General features: G+C 47.6%; 15 protein-coding genes and 2 pseudogenes. 2 read left to right on the forward strand and 15 right to left on the reverse strand.

Annotation, left to right across the window (positions count from 1 at the left end; genetic code table 11):
* Window positions 1-379: MarR family winged helix-turn-helix transcriptional regulator (locus tag ACFQI7_RS36745; RefSeq protein ID WP_377518545.1), on the reverse strand; the 379-nt coding region annotated here is incomplete at its 3' end.
* A 204-nt stretch (window positions 380-583) separates the two neighbouring features.
* Here ACFQI7_RS36745 and ACFQI7_RS36750 point away from each other — a divergent pair.
* A pseudogene (locus tag ACFQI7_RS36750) lies at window positions 584-805 on the forward strand (transposase); the annotation flags it as partial.
* A 118-nt stretch (window positions 806-923) separates the two neighbouring features.
* Here the strand turns inward: ACFQI7_RS36750 and ACFQI7_RS36755 are convergent.
* From ACFQI7_RS36755 to ACFQI7_RS36800, 11 genes and pseudogenes are all read right to left on the reverse strand, one after another.
* Window positions 924-2,123: a hypothetical protein gene (locus tag ACFQI7_RS36755; protein WP_218103363.1), complete on the reverse strand. Its 1,200-nt coding sequence runs from the start codon at window positions 2,121-2,123 to the stop codon at window positions 924-926.
* Window positions 2,124-2,371: 248 nt separating this feature from the next.
* The gene (locus tag ACFQI7_RS36760) at window positions 2,372-3,064 is read right to left on the reverse strand and encodes a sialidase family protein (RefSeq protein WP_218103364.1); all 693 of its coding nucleotides are present in this window, start codon (window positions 3,062-3,064) and stop codon (window positions 2,372-2,374) included.
* A 246-nt stretch (window positions 3,065-3,310) separates the two neighbouring features.
* Window positions 3,311-4,606, reverse strand: coding sequence for a sensor histidine kinase (locus ACFQI7_RS36765; protein WP_218103365.1), 1,296 nt, complete (start codon window positions 4,604-4,606; stop codon window positions 3,311-3,313).
* Between the two features lie 5 nt (window positions 4,607-4,611).
* Window positions 4,612-5,289 carry a response regulator transcription factor gene (locus ACFQI7_RS36770; RefSeq protein WP_218103366.1) on the reverse strand — a complete coding sequence of 226 codons (678 nt, stop codon included), beginning with the start codon at window positions 5,287-5,289 and terminating at the stop codon, window positions 4,612-4,614.
* Window positions 5,290-5,505: 216 nt separating this feature from the next.
* Window positions 5,506-6,880, reverse strand: a pseudogene (gene ltrA, locus ACFQI7_RS36775) (group II intron reverse transcriptase/maturase).
* A gap of 513 nt (window positions 6,881-7,393) precedes the next feature.
* Window positions 7,394-8,314, reverse strand: a complete 921-nt coding sequence (gene sigJ / locus ACFQI7_RS36780) for an RNA polymerase sigma factor SigJ (protein WP_218103367.1) — start codon at window positions 8,312-8,314, stop codon at window positions 7,394-7,396.
* Between the two features lie 31 nt (window positions 8,315-8,345).
* On the reverse strand, window positions 8,346-9,644 hold the full coding sequence (locus ACFQI7_RS36785; protein ID WP_218103368.1) for a phytoene desaturase family protein: 1,299 nt from the start codon (window positions 9,642-9,644) through the stop codon (window positions 8,346-8,348).
* A 276-nt stretch (window positions 9,645-9,920) separates the two neighbouring features.
* Window positions 9,921-10,124, reverse strand: a complete 204-nt coding sequence (locus ACFQI7_RS36790) for a hypothetical protein (protein WP_218103369.1) — start codon at window positions 10,122-10,124, stop codon at window positions 9,921-9,923.
* A gap of 578 nt (window positions 10,125-10,702) precedes the next feature.
* Window positions 10,703-10,924 (reverse strand): CDI toxin immunity protein, encoded by a 222-nt coding sequence (locus tag ACFQI7_RS37955; RefSeq protein ID WP_452459091.1) that lies wholly within the window; start codon window positions 10,922-10,924, stop codon window positions 10,703-10,705.
* A 91-nt stretch (window positions 10,925-11,015) separates the two neighbouring features.
* Window positions 11,016-11,870 carry an AraC family transcriptional regulator gene (locus ACFQI7_RS36795; protein WP_218103370.1) on the reverse strand — a complete coding sequence of 285 codons (855 nt, stop codon included), beginning with the start codon at window positions 11,868-11,870 and terminating at the stop codon, window positions 11,016-11,018.
* 644 nt (window positions 11,871-12,514) lie between these two features.
* Window positions 12,515-13,664 (reverse strand): IS3 family transposase gene (locus tag ACFQI7_RS36800; protein ID WP_218103371.1). Its coding sequence is split into 2 segments (ribosomal slippage): window positions 12,515-13,390 and window positions 13,392-13,664, totalling 1,149 coding nucleotides; the frame shifts between segments, so codons are not numbered across the junction.
* Window positions 13,665-13,716: 52 nt separating this feature from the next.
* Between ACFQI7_RS36800 and ACFQI7_RS36805 the strand changes: the two genes are divergently transcribed.
* Window positions 13,717-14,916, forward strand: a complete 1,200-nt coding sequence (locus ACFQI7_RS36805; RefSeq protein WP_268966870.1) for an IS110 family RNA-guided transposase — start codon at window positions 13,717-13,719, stop codon at window positions 14,914-14,916.
* Between the two features lie 412 nt (window positions 14,917-15,328).
* Here the strand turns inward: ACFQI7_RS36805 and ACFQI7_RS36810 are convergent, their stop codons facing one another.
* The 3 genes from ACFQI7_RS36810 to ACFQI7_RS36820 form a co-directional block, all read right to left on the reverse strand.
* On the reverse strand, window positions 15,329-15,574 hold the full coding sequence (locus ACFQI7_RS36810; protein ID WP_218103372.1) for a hypothetical protein: 246 nt from the start codon (window positions 15,572-15,574) through the stop codon (window positions 15,329-15,331).
* A gap of 124 nt (window positions 15,575-15,698) precedes the next feature.
* The gene (locus tag ACFQI7_RS36815; RefSeq protein WP_230415777.1) at window positions 15,699-16,193 is read right to left on the reverse strand and encodes a DUF4871 domain-containing protein; all 495 of its coding nucleotides are present in this window, start codon (window positions 16,191-16,193) and stop codon (window positions 15,699-15,701) included.
* A 187-nt stretch (window positions 16,194-16,380) separates the two neighbouring features.
* The gene (locus ACFQI7_RS36820; protein WP_218103373.1) at window positions 16,381-16,863 is read right to left on the reverse strand and encodes a hypothetical protein; all 483 of its coding nucleotides are present in this window, start codon (window positions 16,861-16,863) and stop codon (window positions 16,381-16,383) included.
* Window positions 16,864-17,120 lie beyond the last annotated feature (257 nt).

Consider the following 17,120-nt stretch of genomic DNA (forward strand, 5'->3'; position numbering starts at 1 on the left):
TCATGAATTGCTCCATTTCTTCCGGAGTAAAAGCCTCCTCCAGCCTGCCGAGCGCCGCCAACATGATTTGTTCCGATTCTTTCGCAAGGTACCGTCCTACCTGCGTCAGTGTCACTAGTTTAACACGTTGATCTTGCGCAGATGCAGCTCTGGCGATGTAACCTTTGTGTTCAAGCCGTTTTGCGATGCTGGTCATCGTACTTAGAGGGGCACCCATCATGGACGCCAGTTCCGACATCGTCATATCTCCCTTGAAGAGCAAAATAATTAGAGTTGACAAATCTGAGCGCGTCATTTTTTTTTCGAGCTGCAGCGTATCGGACATAAAAGCGAACGGACGCAAACCGCTCTTAAGGAAGAGTTCGTACAGTTGCTGCATGCCATTTCTCCTTTTAGTACGAAATCATAGTAAATGGGTGATTTCAGTTTAGTACGAATTCGTATTAATGTCAAGACTGCCAATTAGGTTGACTGTCAAACCGATAGGTATTACTAACTATTCGAAGCGCCACCGATATCATCCGGAAGCTCTATCCAGCTAAGAACATATTCCTCAAAAAATCGTGTCTTGACAATGGGGGGCATTACACTTGTTTTTCTGCCGCCATATAGTCCCCAATTGAATATTGTTGAAGGACTATGGGGGTGGTTGAAAAAATCAGTCATCTACAACGTATTCTTCTCAAGTGTCGAAGAAATTCGAAAAGCAGTTGCAACCTTTATGGCTGAGATTGCGAAAGAGCCACTTTCTGTAGTTGATAGGCTCTGCATTCGGTTTAAGGAATATTTTTTGCCTTTTATATAGATTGAAAAATTCCCTTAGAGTAAGAAAAAACGCCAAGCCGGTCTTGCTCGAAGGCTTAGCGTATATTTTCGTTAAAATGTTGGCGGGACCCCTCTTAGCGAACTCGCGCTGACTAGGATTAAATAATATCTTCGGGCAGCAATTGTTCGGTGAATATACGCCGCATCTGCTCGTCGTTTCGTTGTGGAAGTTGTATCCAGTCGCGCAGCATTTTCCATCCGTAATAGTAACAGAAGATATATGGCCCACCTTTTGCAATTGCCAGTGCGGACTCAAGCTCTTGGCCGTGAAGCAAAGCCCATTGTGCCAAATAATCACGCACCTCCTCATCGGTACCGCCTTCATCGGCCATCAAGGCCGCATTCGCCCAAACTCCCCATAATACGTTTTTGGCATGGTGGACAACTGCAATATTACCACCGACCTCCGGTATATTTAGCGGTTTGAAAATATTCTCGGTCAGCCACGTTTGTGCTTCATCTCCCGGAAAAATCAATTCTTCCGCCAGCAAGCCAAGTCCTTCCATAATCACGAATTGCGGAGAAAGCATAAACTGAACCTGCTGTTCCATAAACCCTTTTTTCCGAACCAAGTGAACGTCTTTCAAAACTGACTCCGCGATGTGACCCGGATAACATTCATGAGCAACCACATATAATAAATCAGCCAAAATAAATGGCAAGCTATCGTTGACAAAAAGGGTTGACCGCAATTCGCCCCGATAAAGTCCTCCTGCCAGCATGTATGGATTGTCTGTTCTTTGACAGTCGATTGTTTCATTCTCGGGGAGCGGCAGAATGGCATTCGTGCGTCTACGCACCTCGGTCACAGCTCGTTCTATTACGTTAAAAAGCTGCTTTTTCTGATTCAAAACATAAGACGCCTGCCAGCCCTGCAGACGGCTTGCCAGTGTCCCGCCCGATTTCGGAAGCGCCTCATCTAATTCCGCATGCGCCTCTTTAAACAAAGTCTCCGATAACCATTCTGGTGTGAAGCCCAAACATTGATCAGCATATTTGGATAAGGGCAATGTTTCACCGGCCAGCCGTCTTGCTACGGAACTCATTGCACGGAGTTGTCCGGTCAAATAAGTCGCTCGCCGGTGTTCAAACGGAATTTCCTGCATGATTCGTTCTGCTTCAGAAGCAAGCTGCTCTGCCGACACAAGCTGTTCTTCCTCCGCCGCTCTTCTCCAAGCATCTGGCCCATGGAAAATCAAGATCGTGCCCCCAGAAGACTCGCTTACCAGTCGATTGATCCGTAGCGCAAGCATGGCGTATGCATGAAACCACTCCTGTCGCACAGATTCATTAAACATTGATAGGCTCCTTCCAAAAAACTTATGAATTTAAACTATTTTAACCTATCCGTATTTCGAGTGAAAACAGCAGCTACTCCAGTTGCCGACGAAATACGTGAAGACATCGTCACCTTCATCTAAGGAAAATACCGCTTAATTCTCCTGAAAGGCCCGCACCACGAGAGTGACGTTCTCTCTCGTGGTGCGGACACTTTACAGTTCTACGGTCCACTTCAGACCGTCGTGCCTTTTAAAACTTCTTCCTGCTACTTTTTATTCCACGTTTTTCCGCCGTCCGTTGAGTAGGATTGGACGCCGTCTTCCACCTTAGTAAGACTCCCTCCGACTTCACCTTCTCTTGGCGGGGTCCCATTGGATTGTGTCGCTTTACCATCCTTCTCGCTAAAGCCCTGGGGCGCCTGCTTGCTCCACGTTTTGCCGTCATCCAAGGAATAAAGCTTCACGCCGTTCTCGATCTTGGTCATCACGCCCAATTCGTCTAACGCTCCGTTGGTGCTTATAACTTCGACGCCTTCCTTCGTGCCTTGGGAAACCTCGTTATTCCAGGTTTTTCCATTGTCCGTTGAGTAGGATTGGACGCCGTCTTCCACCTTAGTAAGACTCCCTCCGACTTCACCTTCTCTTGGCGGGGTCCCGTTGGATTGTGTCGCTTTACCATCCTTCTCGCTAAAGCCCTGGGGCACCTGCTTGCTCCACGTTTTACCGCCATCCAAGGAATAAAGCTTCACGCCGTTCTCGATCTTGGTCATCACACCAAATTCGTCTAACGCTCCGTTGGTGCTTATAACTTCGACGCCTTCCTTCGTGCCTTGGGAAGCCTCTATGTTGGCCGCGGAAGCCGACACAACGCCAATGGCTGTCACAACGAGCGCGCCGCATACGATCAAAGCACCTATTTTTTTCCTACTCTCCGTCGCGGATAAAAGCTTGAATTTCATACTTGTGTTCCCTCCATTTTCCTTTTTTTCGGACATCTTTTGTAGGCAGCGCTGCCTTACATGATTAATCTTAATGAAATAACCTTTAGCTAACCTTTACTTTCACAAAAATATGTCGTGTCGATTTGGAGAACTCAGACTGCCAGGAACCATGCGCCTGGGAACGTATATCAATCTATTGATATTTAGTGAGAAGCGTTTCGCCACGCCCATTACAGTTCACCTTGTAGAAGGGTGCTATCGATCTTATTGGCTGATCGTAAACGAGAATGTCGTGGACTCATTCTCCACGCTTGTGACTTTAATCTCTCCACCCAATTGCTCGATGATCGATTTGGCGATCGCAAGGCCCAGTCCATAGCTGCCGTCTTCATGAATACGGGAACGGTCGCCGCGGAAGAACCGCTCGAATACCTTAGGAAGGTCCTTTCTGGCGATCCCCGCCCCGCTGTTGGTTATGGAGAACTCGATGTGGCGGTTGGTCTTGACTAGCGAAAGTTCGATCCAGCCTGCGGAGTCCGTATATTTAATGGCATTCTCCAACAAAATCTCTACTAACTGTCTCACACAATCCGGATAGCCATTCGAGATGATGTCTGGTGCGATCGAGCAGGCGAGATCGATACTTTTATCCGCCGCAGCCGGTTCCATGGATCGAATCACGTTATTGACGATGTCTCCGACGACAAAAGATTCGCTGCGCAGGGGCTTGGGCGGAGCCTCGGTTCTTGCAAGGGTTAGAAGACCGTTGACAAGCTTCGCCATGCGGTCCGTTCCGATCCGGATATAATTGATCCATTTCATCTGATTTTGAATCGTATCGTCCTTATTGGCCATAAGCGCATCGCAATTTGCATGAATGATCGAGAGCGGCGTTTTAAGTTCGTGGGATGCATCGGCTACGAATTGCTTCTGTTTGTCCCACGATTCTCGGATCGGTTTAATCGCCCGGTTGGCAAAGCAGAAGCTTACGGCAAAAATGATGATTAGCGTGGCGAATCCGACGATTAGTAGCGTCGTGAGCAGTTGAAGTAGTGTTCTGTTTATTTCAGTAACATCCAAAAATGTGATACTGTAATTTTTTTGATCGACGGCAACCGGAATCCCGTTCTCCCCGACGGTCTGAATGCGGATTGGAGAGATGCCGTACCGCCATTGTCTGCCATTTAACGAGATCACATCGTTCGCATCCCTTTTGCTCCAGGCAATCTCAACGAATTGTCGATAGGTTTTCTCAGACATGTTAACGACTGAGTTGATATTTATTATATTTCCGTCCGCATCCACTTCGATTTGAAATACATTGACACCATCTGCGACAATATGCCCGACAGTCGACTGCCTTCCGCTTTGTAGCCCTTGTTTATCTGGGTTCTCTGATTCCACTCTGACTTGATCGGGGTGAGCTTGAAGACGATTCCGAATATCCGACTGCAAGTTGCTGTAGGTAATGAAATAGACGAATATGAATGCGGCCGCGATTACTCCTGACGTTACAGACATGTTTAAGACAAGAAATTTGTTGCGTAGTTTGTTGAACATCGCCATCACCCTTTATCGTTTAGGACGTAACCCGCATTCCGGATCGTTTGAATAACGGTATTTGAACCGAGTAGACTGATTTTTTTGCGAAGAAAGGACACATACATTTCTACGCGGTTCTCATCCGCATCCGTATCATACCCCCATACTTTTTCAATTAACATCTCTTTCGGGGTGACCAAGTTTTTCCTACGTATGAGCACTTCCAGGAGATGCGATTCTTTGGGGGGCAGCTGCAGCTCTTCGCTTCCACATCGAAGAAAAAGCGCGAGTGGATCGAGCTCCAAATCACCGCATGTCAGGACTCCATCCTTATGCAATTGCGTCGTTCGGCGGCCAAGCGCCCGCAAGCGGGCCAACAGTTCGTCCGTTTGGAATGGCTTGGCTAGGTAGTCGTCGGCTCCGCAATCGAGACCATGAACTTTATCTCCGGTGTCTCCTCTCGCGGTAAGCAAAATAACTGGTGTCGCAATGCCGTGCTCCCGCAATTGTGTTAGTACTTGAAGCCCGTCCATTTTGGGCATCATGATGTCGAGCACGATGATATCGTAAATACCGGTTAGCCCGTTGTCCAACCCGTCTTCACCATTGAAGGCCAGATCGACGGTATAGCGTTTCTTTTTAAGCACCTGGCCGATCGCTTCCGCGATATATTTTTCATCATCCACCAATAAAATCCTCATAATCGTTCTCCTCGCTTGCTAACTTATTTTAGCCTCTTCTATTATAAGGACGTAACCTTTAGTAAATCTTAAAATGCAGCGCATTTATGTCGTCGCGTCTCGTTCGCATCGAAAGCTTGACCCCCAGGCAAAATTGAATCGAGCAGGAGGGGGCGGCTAGCCCCCGTCCTCTCACACCACCGTACATTCGGGTCCGCATACGGCGGTTCCAAAAGATTAACAAAGCTCCAGATAACGAGAAAGCATACTTTTCAGCCCTTTCGCCTCCCAGTAGGAGGTCGAAAGGGCGTTGTTTGTATTTCGGGACATTTCCCACGGTCCCCGGCGGGAATTCGCCATGACGAAACAAGCCCACTCCGGTACGCCGAGCGCCCGGAGTTCGCGGATTCGAGTTCGTGCTTCCAAAGGCACATTCGGAGCCTTCTGCGAATCCATTGGTCGAAACTAGCGCAGTGGTTCTTCGCTGAGGCCAAACGGAAGTAGCCAAGCCATCCCATCAGGTAGCGGTTTGCCGGGAGATCCGTTCTTCCATCGACATGGACTTGGTGCGGTCCGTTAACTCGCGAACCCTCTCCTTGAATCGCGAGATGGTCTTTGGCGCTAACCGAATCGTCGCGTCCTTCTTCGACAGGAAGCTAAATCCGAGGAACTTTCGGTTCCACGGGCGGTCTACCGCGCTCTTGTCTCGATTTACCCTCAGTTTCAGCTTTCCTTCCACAAAGTGAATCACCGATTCCATGACGCGTTCTCCGGCGCGCTTGCTTGCGACGAAGATGTTGTAATCGTCCGCGTATCGGACGAATCGCAGGCCATGCATCGTGAGTTCCTTGTCCAGATCATCCAACAGGACGTTCGCCAGGAGCGGACTTAGGGGGCCTCCTTACGGTGTCCCTTCATCCGTCTTCTCGAATAGCCCGCCTGCCATCACTCCGGCATTGAGGTAAGCTCGTATAAGTCTCAGGACGCGTTTGTCTGTTACTTTCCTCGCTACCCTAGCCATAAGGATGTCATGGTTTACCCGGTCAAAGAATTTCTCTAAATCCATGTCCACGACCCATCTCAGGCCGCTTTGGATGTGACGCTGTGCTTGCCGAACTGCGTCATGCGCTCGCTTCCCTTGTCTAAAGCCGTAGCTGTGCCACGAGAAGTGAGGATCAAAGATCGGATTTATCACTTGCAGAAGCGCTTGCTGGAGCAAACGGTCCATGACGGTCGGAATACCAAGCAGCCGCACGCCGCCTCCGGGTTTGGGGATTTCCCGTCTGACTGGCGTTGGTCTGTAAGTTCCCGCTAGAAGTTCAGCTTTCACCGATTCCCAATGTGTTTTCAGGTAAGCTTGTAGCTCCGCTACTGTTACTCCGTCCGCACCAGGGGCTCCTCCATTTTGGACCACTCGCTTGTAAGCGAGCAGAAGGTTTTCCCTTCTAAGCATTCGCTCCAGCAGGTCGTTCCGGTCTTCGCGAGAGGAAGGGTCGACTTGTGCCGGCGAAGAACTCGGCGCTCCGGCATACCCTTCCGGCTTCACCGTATTCCTTTGCCGCGAGCTCCCTTGCGGGATATTCTGCTGTCGTTGCTCTTCGCGCGAACGCATCGGTTTCCTCTCTCCTTTCGGTTCGGCCCTTCCGCTTTCCGGCGTCCCGTACTTGCGTACTAGGGCCTCTGCTGACTCCTGCGGATTCAGCAGAGCCTTGCGGCTCTGGTTACGACGTGACTTCGCGTATTCCGCAGGCCTCCCCAGATAAGAACGTCATCTGTCTGCCCGCGACCACCCAAGTTTACAGGACAAGCCCTTGGCGGCTGTGGATTTCGTTGTGTTGAGGCAACTCATCCGACTAGCCCTGCCTCGAATTGGGTTCGTGTACCTTGGCCCGTGCATTTGCCTCCGGCTTCCTTCAGATTCCGCCTCGCGGCGGACACCCTTGCCCTTGGCTAACGGTAGGCGCTCGCCAGCCCCCGTTTGGGACTTTCACCCTAAAGATGACGCCCCTGCTGGGCGTACGCATAAATAAAGAAGAGTTCCGCAAGGAGCTCTTCTTTTGTCACCACCAAATGAAAATTCCTCAAAATAATCGAGCCGCTCTCATAGCGTTCGGAGACAAAGCGGCTATCCAATATGCGCCAACTTATCCGGGTTTCCGACTGTATATAGCTCCACAATACGTAGCTTCTCTATTTTGAAGGAAAAGACAGCGACCGTTTGTGTGTTGGTTTTCAAAATGATCCCAGGTCCGCCGTTGACCTCGGTTAAATGGTATGATACATCGAACGAGACCTTTGCCCGTAGACCGACCAGGAAGATGGAAATTCGTTCGCTTCCATGCAATGGGCGAAGTGGAGCTGTAACTTTGCCGCCGCCGTCTGCAAACAGAGTCGCGTCGATTGACAACACATTCATGAGCTGGGCAGTATCTGCATTGGCTAGGGCGTTCATGAATAACTCAACGAGATGGAACATTTGCTCCGACGATGGCGATGGTGCAATTTGATCTTCTTGCGTGTGTGAGACGGCATCGTTTGCATCCGTGTAGTTGCCAACACTTCGTTTGGCCCGATGATAAATTTGACGGCAATTTGTACTGGTCTTTCCAACGATGTCAGCTATCTCGTCGTAATCGTATTGTAGCGCTTCGCGCAGAAGGAACACGGCCCGCTCCACATAAGTCAATTGCTGGAGCAAGAGAAGGTATGCCGTTGAGATCGATTCTTTGTGTATATAAGATTGAAGCGGATCGGCGATATTGCCAGCGTCTCCGATCAGCGGCTCAGGCAACCATGTCCCAACGTAGACTTCCCTTCTTTTGCCAGAGGACTGAGTATAGTTAATGCAGCGGTTGGTAACGATTTTGCACAGATAGGACTGGATGTTAGACACATGTTCGGTTCCGGATTTGCCAACGGCAAGAAAAGCTTCATGCACGATGTCCTCCGCATCCATGACGCTACCCAGCATCCGGTAAGCCAGCGAGAAGAGCAATGGTCTGTACGAGTTGTACAATGCTCCGTAATCTGATTCATTGGTTGTCATCGGTGCCGCCATCCTTTCCGAATAGAAATTTTCAAATCGAAATCACTTCCCGCACATTTTTCTTATTGCCGGCAAACTCCTGCAGCAGCTTTTGCGCGGCGCGCCTGCCGCTCGCCGCCGCCGAATCTACCAAAATTTCTCCATGACTGGCCCATTCTCCTGCAACGTATAATCCGCGGATTTCCGGTACCGCCGGGCCGGGTAACGCATCTTTACGATCGATGTGCATATAATCGTGAGCTACCGTCATATTGGGCAAAAACTGCCGGGCAACAACGTGTTTCTGCCAACCGGGCTGGATCAGGTCCATCATATGTTCCAGATACGCTTCATCCTTTCTGGAGTCGGTTCCCCCTGTTTCGTTATGCTTTATGATATGGACGACCGACGTACCGTCCTCGCTCAGTTTCGTTACTTTTGACTGGTTGGTGAAAAATATCGGTTGATCGATGCCGAGCACCACATTGCATTTTGGCGACGGCAGCTGTTTCAGACAAAGATCGAGGCACGCCGCCACAGAATTTCTCGCCTGGTCTTTCCAGCATAGCAGGGCAGTACGCTCCACATCTCGGACTAACCGGTGCGTTTCCTCCACCGGAAGGGCGGAAATGACGTGCTCCACGTTCATCGTTTCGCCATCTGTAAATTGGAGGCTTCGTACAATTCCGTCATGCCGGATTTCCGCTACTCTTTTGTTGCTTTCCATCGTTACCCCCGCACAAACCGCTTTCTCGTGAAGCTGGTCGACAATCGACTGCCAACCGCCTCGCACATAAACAACGCCTTTCTTTTTAAGCGAACGCTGCACTTGATCGAGCACCGGGCCGATGCATTGCCGATCGGGAGCTTGCGTGTATGAACTCGCTCTAATAAACGCATACAGAATGTTTCGAACCATCGGATCACGGATTTGTTTTTCAATCCATTCTCTCACGCTAACGGGCGCTAAAGACTTGGTATCCACTTTGCCAAGCTTTGCAAACAGCCCTAACAGCTCTACTCTCCCTGACCAGGACAAATAACGGCTGAGGAGAAACTTGCCGACAGGGATAACCTTGTTTCCCCACATCATGGATAATAAGGGTAACGGAGTCCCTCCCTCCAGCTTCAAGCCCAGGTCCAAAAAAATCTCTTCTGCAGATCCGCCCCGATAAAGGGCATGAACGCCCAGGTTGAACAACGCTCCGTTTTTACTGACAGTCATCGCCCGCCCGCCGAATTTTGCCGATTTTTCCAATACGACGACCGTTTTTCCTGCCCTCGCCAAATCGTTTGCCGCGACTAAACCCGCAATTCCTCCACCGATTACGGCTACATCATACGTTTTCATGATTGCATCCCTCCTACTTCGTTTTTTTCAAATAAGACAGTCAGAGGCGCCGTTCTGTGACACGACTCGTAAAAATTTGAAAGATGTAACGACTCTCGGCCCACTTTGATTCTCGCTTAGGAAACGGCAAACGATGGGACTCGGAAACAGGAAAGGTTCTTCCGCTTTGTCGAGCAGAGAAAATAAAGTAGGGAAACCACTCTCATGGCTTCCCCCTTATCGAACCGTACGTGCCCTACTAAGGCATACGGCTCACCAACGTGATTCAACTTGAAATCAGTATGTCGCTAACCTTTGGGCGTATTGCATCTTGCGAACGCGGTCGGGAATGTAATACTCTTCGCCGCGTTCCTTTGCTTTTTGCACTTTACGTTCATGTTTTGCTTTCTGACGAAACATCATGTAGTCTAAGTATTCATCAAGGGAGTATCCGTATTGAGCGTTTTCATTGGTGGCGTTAGCCGTGTATTCGGCATTCACTTGCTCTTACCTCCTTGATATCCCGTGAACGAAGTGGGGTATTGCCTTTCGGCGCCCTTCCCTCCCTGGGGTTATGTTGTCCGCCGGATCATTGGTAGTATGGCCCCCTCCGACTCCCTTCCCGCAGCTCGCCATTTCACCTTTGGGGCTTATAGGTTTGCTCGTTACGAAAAAAAAACTTCGTGCGGGGGAGGGTCTCCCTAGTTCCAGACACAACTGTCTCTTGCATGCCGCTCCCTTTACACCGGAGGGTTCTTCTACGCTGCATTCCAAGATCTTCGCGTATTCCATGGCCTTCGCCGGGGCAGTCGTGGCTCGGCTCCCTCTTATCCCCTTCGGGGTTCACTTTCACGATGCGGTAGGATTCATTTTCATTACGGCCTGCAGATTTGCTTCATCGCGCAGAGCGCGACTTTTCACAGGGCTTCAACCGCCGGATTTCGCCGACGTCTGCCTGCTAGCTACGGGGCGGCTTGGTCCCTACCCCAACTGAACTTGCATCAGTAAGTTGTGCCTAGCTTGGCTAGGCGCGCACTGCCCGTTAGCGTAGAAAAGGCAGCTCATCGTTAAGCCTGCCTTTATGTTTGGATTTTTGAACTTTCGACCCGTTGGTTTAAGCAAGAGACAATTCTTGCATAAACTAACCCTATTGTTACTTCTCCCTCGTGGTAAAACTCAAATACAAACTTGGACGGGCGAAAGTTATAGGTATCAAAACCAACCGCTAAAACATCATCAATAGAATGGATCATTTTGTGAAGTTCAACTTGCAAAACAGATACGCTGCTCCGACAAAACAATTTAGCTGTCGCTGTGATACACTTCTACGCCTGTCTCTAACGTAAGTAAAAACCACCGCCATGCAATCTGGATCGGTGGTCTCTGCTTCAATTATTTAACGGCAAGCCAGATTTCATTCGTGGAATTCGGACTATTGAGATCGGGACTAATATAAGCCTCTATAGCCGGAAGTTCAGCAAGCATATATCCGTTAGAAGGCATCCATTCCAAATAGATCTGTTTCCAGGCATTTACAATTGCAGTCGGAAACTCCCCCTGCACCTCAAAAACTACCCATTTCGATGGAGGGAAATCAAAATACGCTAAACCTTCCGGCACATCTCCGACATGTTCAGCAGCAATCCAGTAATCAGTCATGCTTATCTCTTCTTTATAGATGCTCATCCCCAATAAACCTTTTATCTCACCGTTGAGCATTTGAATCAACTTGTTGGCCGTTCCGTTTGTGTTCACTTCAGCCCAAAATTCTGGAATACCCGGACCTTCCGCCTTCTCGCCGCAAGGAAATATCCGTTTTAAGCCTACTACCTGGAAAGTCTCTCTTTCAACAATGCGGTAGTTCATGGGTTCTGCCCCTTTCAAACTCACCTGAATCGTCAGGCGGTTATAAGATTGCAGCTTTCCGATCCCTTTTCGAGCTTCACTTGGAGTAATGCCATGCTGTTTACGGAAAGCTTTTGAAAAAGCTTCGGGAGTTTCATAGCCGTACTTATAGGCAAGGTCGATAATTTTACATACCGTGCTGGTTAACTCTTGTGCCGCTAACGTTAAACGGCGTCGCCGGAGGTAATCACCGACAGTTAAATCTGTCAATATCATAAAGGTACGTTGAAAATGAAAAGGAGATAGATTCGCCTGTTTGGAAATCACTTCAATCGTCAGTTGCTCAAGCAGATTATCTTCCATGTAATCGATTGCCTTCTGCAATGATTCGACCAATGCCATAAGGTTCAACTCCCAAGTTAAATGATACTGACTCAAGGAACCCAAATCCTGTCTTCTCATGCTCTGTGATGACAGTACTTTTTTGCACAAAATGTTAGATTCCGACTGTTGACCTGTCAATAGTTATCTCCGCTTTCCACTTTACCACTATTTGTGATACGGTTCTCCGCGCTGTCTGTAGCGGCAAGTTTTAAGGCCACCGCAAGGATGGCCTTCTCTATGAACCAAAATGCAAATAACGCTCAACTATCGTACCCGTTAACATTCCTGTAGGTGCTAAGAGATTCAATTTGCATAAAAATAGTCGCCTCGCTAGGATGAGTATGTACTGGGTTGCAGCCCTCAGAACTCACCTTAGGAGGCGTTATCATGAAGTCTAGACTAATTAAGGCACAAAATCAACGTGTAGAGCGAATCACCACTTCCACTCTTGTCATTGGCATTGACTATGGTGCTACAAGATGTCAAGACAGTTTTTTGGATATAGTTAAGGTGTGAAATTGTTCACAAGATATACTGAGATCTGCGGTTTAAGGCCGTTGATCTTCTGAATCGGTTTGGAATATTATATATATATTACCAGTTTCGAAGTACACCGGTTGTGAGCGTAGCCCAAGCGTAGGCGCGGGAGTTTTTTTTCTCTTTTATTTACTTGTGGGTGAAAGCAGGACCTCTTGGTTATACACAACAGCCGGCGTATGATTCTGTAAAGATTGGTGAGACAAGTAATGATTATGTAGATGGATGTAACGTTCCACACCCTGTCTGGTCTCTCGCGGATTGGCACAATCGTTAATATAGACTTCATTGTATTTCAGACTACGCCAGAAGCGCTCGATGACAATATTGTCGGTAGCACGTCCTTTGCCATCCATGCTAATGCGAACCTCGTGTTCTTTCAGTAAATCGGTATATTGTGGACTGGTAAAGTGACTACCCTGATCACTGTTGATTATGCCGGGCTTGCGCTTGGCTAACAGCCTTTTCATTGTATCTAACACGAATCCTATTTCCAAGCTCTGGTCCACTTGCCAGCCAACGATATAGCGGGAATACCAGTCCATCACGGCGTACAGATACATCCAGCCGTTCTTCATGCGAAGATAAGTGATATCCACACTCCATACCTGGTCAGGCTGCGTGATCACAAGGCCGCGGAGTAGATAGGGATAAGTTCGATGTTGGAGATCCCGCTTACTCAGATTTGGACCAGGATAGATAGCCATTAGCCCCATCTCACGCATATAGCGCCTTACCGTATTCTTGTGGATTGGATTTCCTTCCCGATTCATGATCGTAGCAATGGTTCGGTAACCCATGAACGAGTGTTCCGTATAAAGTTCGTCAATCCGGTGCTTGAGGCGAATTTCCTCCGAAGAGGGAGGGACCGGCTTGTAGTACAAGCTAGAGCGATTTAGACTCAGTAGGTCAGCTTGTACGAGAATGGCATGTTCGGGGCAATCCCATTCGAGGAGATCCATCCGCTCATCCCGGGATAGGTTAGAGACCAGATTTTTTTTTGAGCCACGACAATTGGGTGGTTAGTTTTCCAACCTCGGCGTAGAGTTCATCAATCTTCTGCTCATATTCATTCTTCATTTTCGTAATGCCTTTACGATCATCGACGAACAACTGCGATAGGTTTTGAACTGCTTCTGATTTCCATCGGTTCAGGACGCTGGCATGTATACCATGTTCAGATGCGAGCTGAGAAACTGACTTTTCTTCTCTTAGAATTTCCAGTACAATTCGTGCTTTTTCTTCAGGCGTGAACTTCCTTCTGCTGGTCGTCATACAACTAAGAAACTCCTTTTTTACTGTCTAGTTTCTATGTAGCATTATAGACATTGCCAAGGAGAAGCACGCTGCACAAGCTATTAACTTTCGTGGCATTGTCTTAACCAACCGCCCTATTATGTTTTCGAATGACATCGGCGGGTTTGAACACTTCGAACGTACCGTTCAGAAATTACAGAAAATGCACGGTATGAACGACGTCATCGTCGGAATGGAGAGTACCGGTCACTATTGGTTCAATATTGCCAACTGGTTGATGAAACGTGGTATTGATGTTGTTCTTGTCAATCCAATGACAACCAAACGCAATAAGGAAAACAGAGATAATTCTCCTTCAAAAAATGACCCAAAGGATGCACTGGTCATTGCCGATGCCGTGAGCCGAGGGTTCTACACATTGTTCTCTCCAAAGGAAGACGCGTTTCGCCGTATTCGGGTAATCGTGACAAACCGAGAGCACTGGGTTGTTGAGTCTGGACGGATTGAAAACCGAATCCACCGTTGGCTCGACATCCGTTTTCCAGAATACCGAAAAGCATTTGACGACATTTTTAGCATTCGTTCTTTAGCCACTTTGCGTCGTTTTCCAGCCCCTTCAGACTTGTTGCAACTAGCTCCAGAGCAAATGGTGAAAATCTGGGGAGAGTACATGGCTAGACCTGGTGGCCTGCGAGGCAAGAACAAGGCAATTGAGCTTCAAGAACTTGCTAGACGTAGCGTCGGTGATTCTGTTGCCCTTGAGGAAGACAAATGGGAACTGAGGCACCTACTAGACGAATACGAACGAGTTCGACAAATCATTGACGAAGCGGATGGCATGATTGAAAAGTTACTGCCTGAAGTTCCTTGTTCCGACCTTGTACGTTCTGTCGGTATTTCCTTACCTGCAACGGCTGCTATATTAGCATTTGGGGGGGATTTAAGTCAGCTGTCTCATGGGAATCAGTTATTGCGAAAGGCAGGGTTAAACCTAGCAGAACGAAGTTCTGGTAAATACAAAGGTAAAATTAAGCTCACGAAGCGAGGCAACTCATTATTGCGTAAACATTTGTATTTCTCTGTGTTTCACCTGTTATCTCATAATCATACATTCCAAGCTCTGCATGCACACAATGTTGAGGTGAAACGGATGACGAAAATGCAGTCCATGATGAAGTTGATTGGGAAACTGGCTCGAATGCTTGTAGTAATGGCGAAAGAAGGACAAACATTCTCCGCAGATAAGGCTCAACTACCGTTAGTAGCTTAAAACCTAAAATTGCAACCAGGCACGAGGATTGGCTCATTCGCAGGATTTCACAAAGAAAGCACGGAGTACCGAGATTATTACGCTTTAGGGCTTAGACCCGTTCCGTTAACGCTGATCGGGCTCCACACCTTGGATAGATAGGACGAAGCATGTGAGGGCATAGACCCGTCGAGATTTGGGAGAGTGAATCCCGAGGACCTTGTGGAGGGAGACGTGCAGCAAACGATTTTCATGGAAGATGTTGTAATTAAGTCAGCACCTTCTATTCCCGCATGCGCTCAAACGGATCTGCCCAACCCATTATCTACTCATTTAAACTCCTACTTAAACAAGGTACGTGAAATCCTGCGAATGAGCGAGCATTCGTGAGAAAAACCTTATTCTCTGAGGGAGCGCAACAATTAATTTTGGCTTAATCTTGTTTCTTTAGAAATCCATACAAAAACATAACAATCCCAACAACCACAAACGTTGTAACGAACACATTATCATTCACACTAACCCAAGGTACGCCTAAACTTCCATTCCCAGAATGAACTGCTAGTCCTTGTGCTGAAAGTCCGTTAGCAATCCAGTTAGCACATCGTTCTAGAGTGTACAAAATACCAGCAATAATAATAAAAATAATTCCTGCTATCTGGAACGATTTCCTTGTCATTCAGTCACCCTCTCGAAGTTTATTTTTTCATTCCAACAACAAAATGTATTTTCCCTATATTACCAATTTACCCCGCGGCAGCCGTAGTGGTGTTGAACTATCGTACCCGTTAGTTGAATATCGATTAGTGTACTTCTACAACCACGCTACCGAATAGCTTTTCATCAACATAAGCTTCTAATCTCCATAAACCTTTTGAAGGTAACGACATCATTGATGGCATTCTACCTACTTTATCATTATCTTTTATAGCAGTATTTGGAATACCAATTCCACCCTCAAAAACATTCACTTTTTCTCCAGTTTGTTTGCTTACTCCGATAATTTTTACTTTTTGACCAAATAAATCTTGTGTTTCTTGTGGTGTTTCAGCCCAAAAATGCCACATATACTTTTGTTTTTTATCAGGATAAAACCGAACTACTTCTTTATCGTCATAAATAAATCCGATTTTGCCTTGTTCGCCTATCAGCATATAATCGTCGTTTTTAAACATGCTGCTTACTTGCCATGACTTGTCTAGTACGTTTGGGCTTTCCTTGATCATTACGTTGGTATCAGTTTTTGAACAACCAATTAAGAAAATCAGCAAAACTATATAACCTAATCTCAATCTCATAATGTCACCTCCTGCAATTAGACGCAAGTTTAACCACTGCGTGCTCTAAACTTATCATGATTACCAATTTATAACAATGTGGTAGTTTCACTATCCTGCCAGTTAGCGTGGAAACGGCAGCCGTTCGTTGGCTGGCTGCCGTCGTGTCTTGATTCAACTATCGTTCTCCGTTAGGTCAATGAAGACTTCAAAACGAGCTATTCCCGCATGCCAGTGAGTTCCATGCCGCAATCTGGGAAATGGAACCGCCTTGCATCCCCGAAGGTGTTACTGCGCATATTTGTTTCGGCCTTGCACCTACTCCATACGTAATCACAGCTCTAACCTGCATAGGGCTTTCGTTCACCTCGAACACAAGATCCGCATGGCCCGTGCAATAGCAACCATCATCATATTCGGCACGAACGTTACTGAAGGATAGTAGTCGAACCCCTTCTTCTTCAGCCAACTGCTTCCAAGCGCTTTCCTTGCTGCCCGCGGTCTTCTGCCCTTCCCAGCCAAACAGTTCCGCAGCTCTATCGTAGTTTTGCTCCTGGACTGCTTTCAGGAATGAAACGGTTTGCTTTTGTATGCCTATTGGGTTCCAAAACAAGGTTACTTTGTACAGCAAAAACATTATGCACAACAACAACCCCAAATAACCTACCGATTTCACAAGTAGTTGATTCATCTCTGTCCTCCCTCCATTCTATACAGTAGACGAAACGTATAAGGAAAGTGTTACGTTAATCTGCCCGTTAACATTCCTGTAGGCGTTAGTAGGTTCAATTTGCAGAAAAAGAGACGCCCCGCTAGGATGAGAGTATGTACTGGGTTGCAGCCCTCAGAACTCACACCTAGGAGGCGTTATCATGAAGTCTAGACTAATTAAGGCTCAAAATCAACGTGTTGAACGTATTTCCACTTTCACTCTTGTCATTGGCATCG

The sequence above is a fragment of the Paenibacillus allorhizosphaerae genome, assembly GCF_042659105.1.
GTDB classification, from domain to species: Bacteria; Bacillota; Bacilli; order Paenibacillales; family NBRC-103111; genus Paenibacillus_G; species Paenibacillus_G allorhizosphaerae.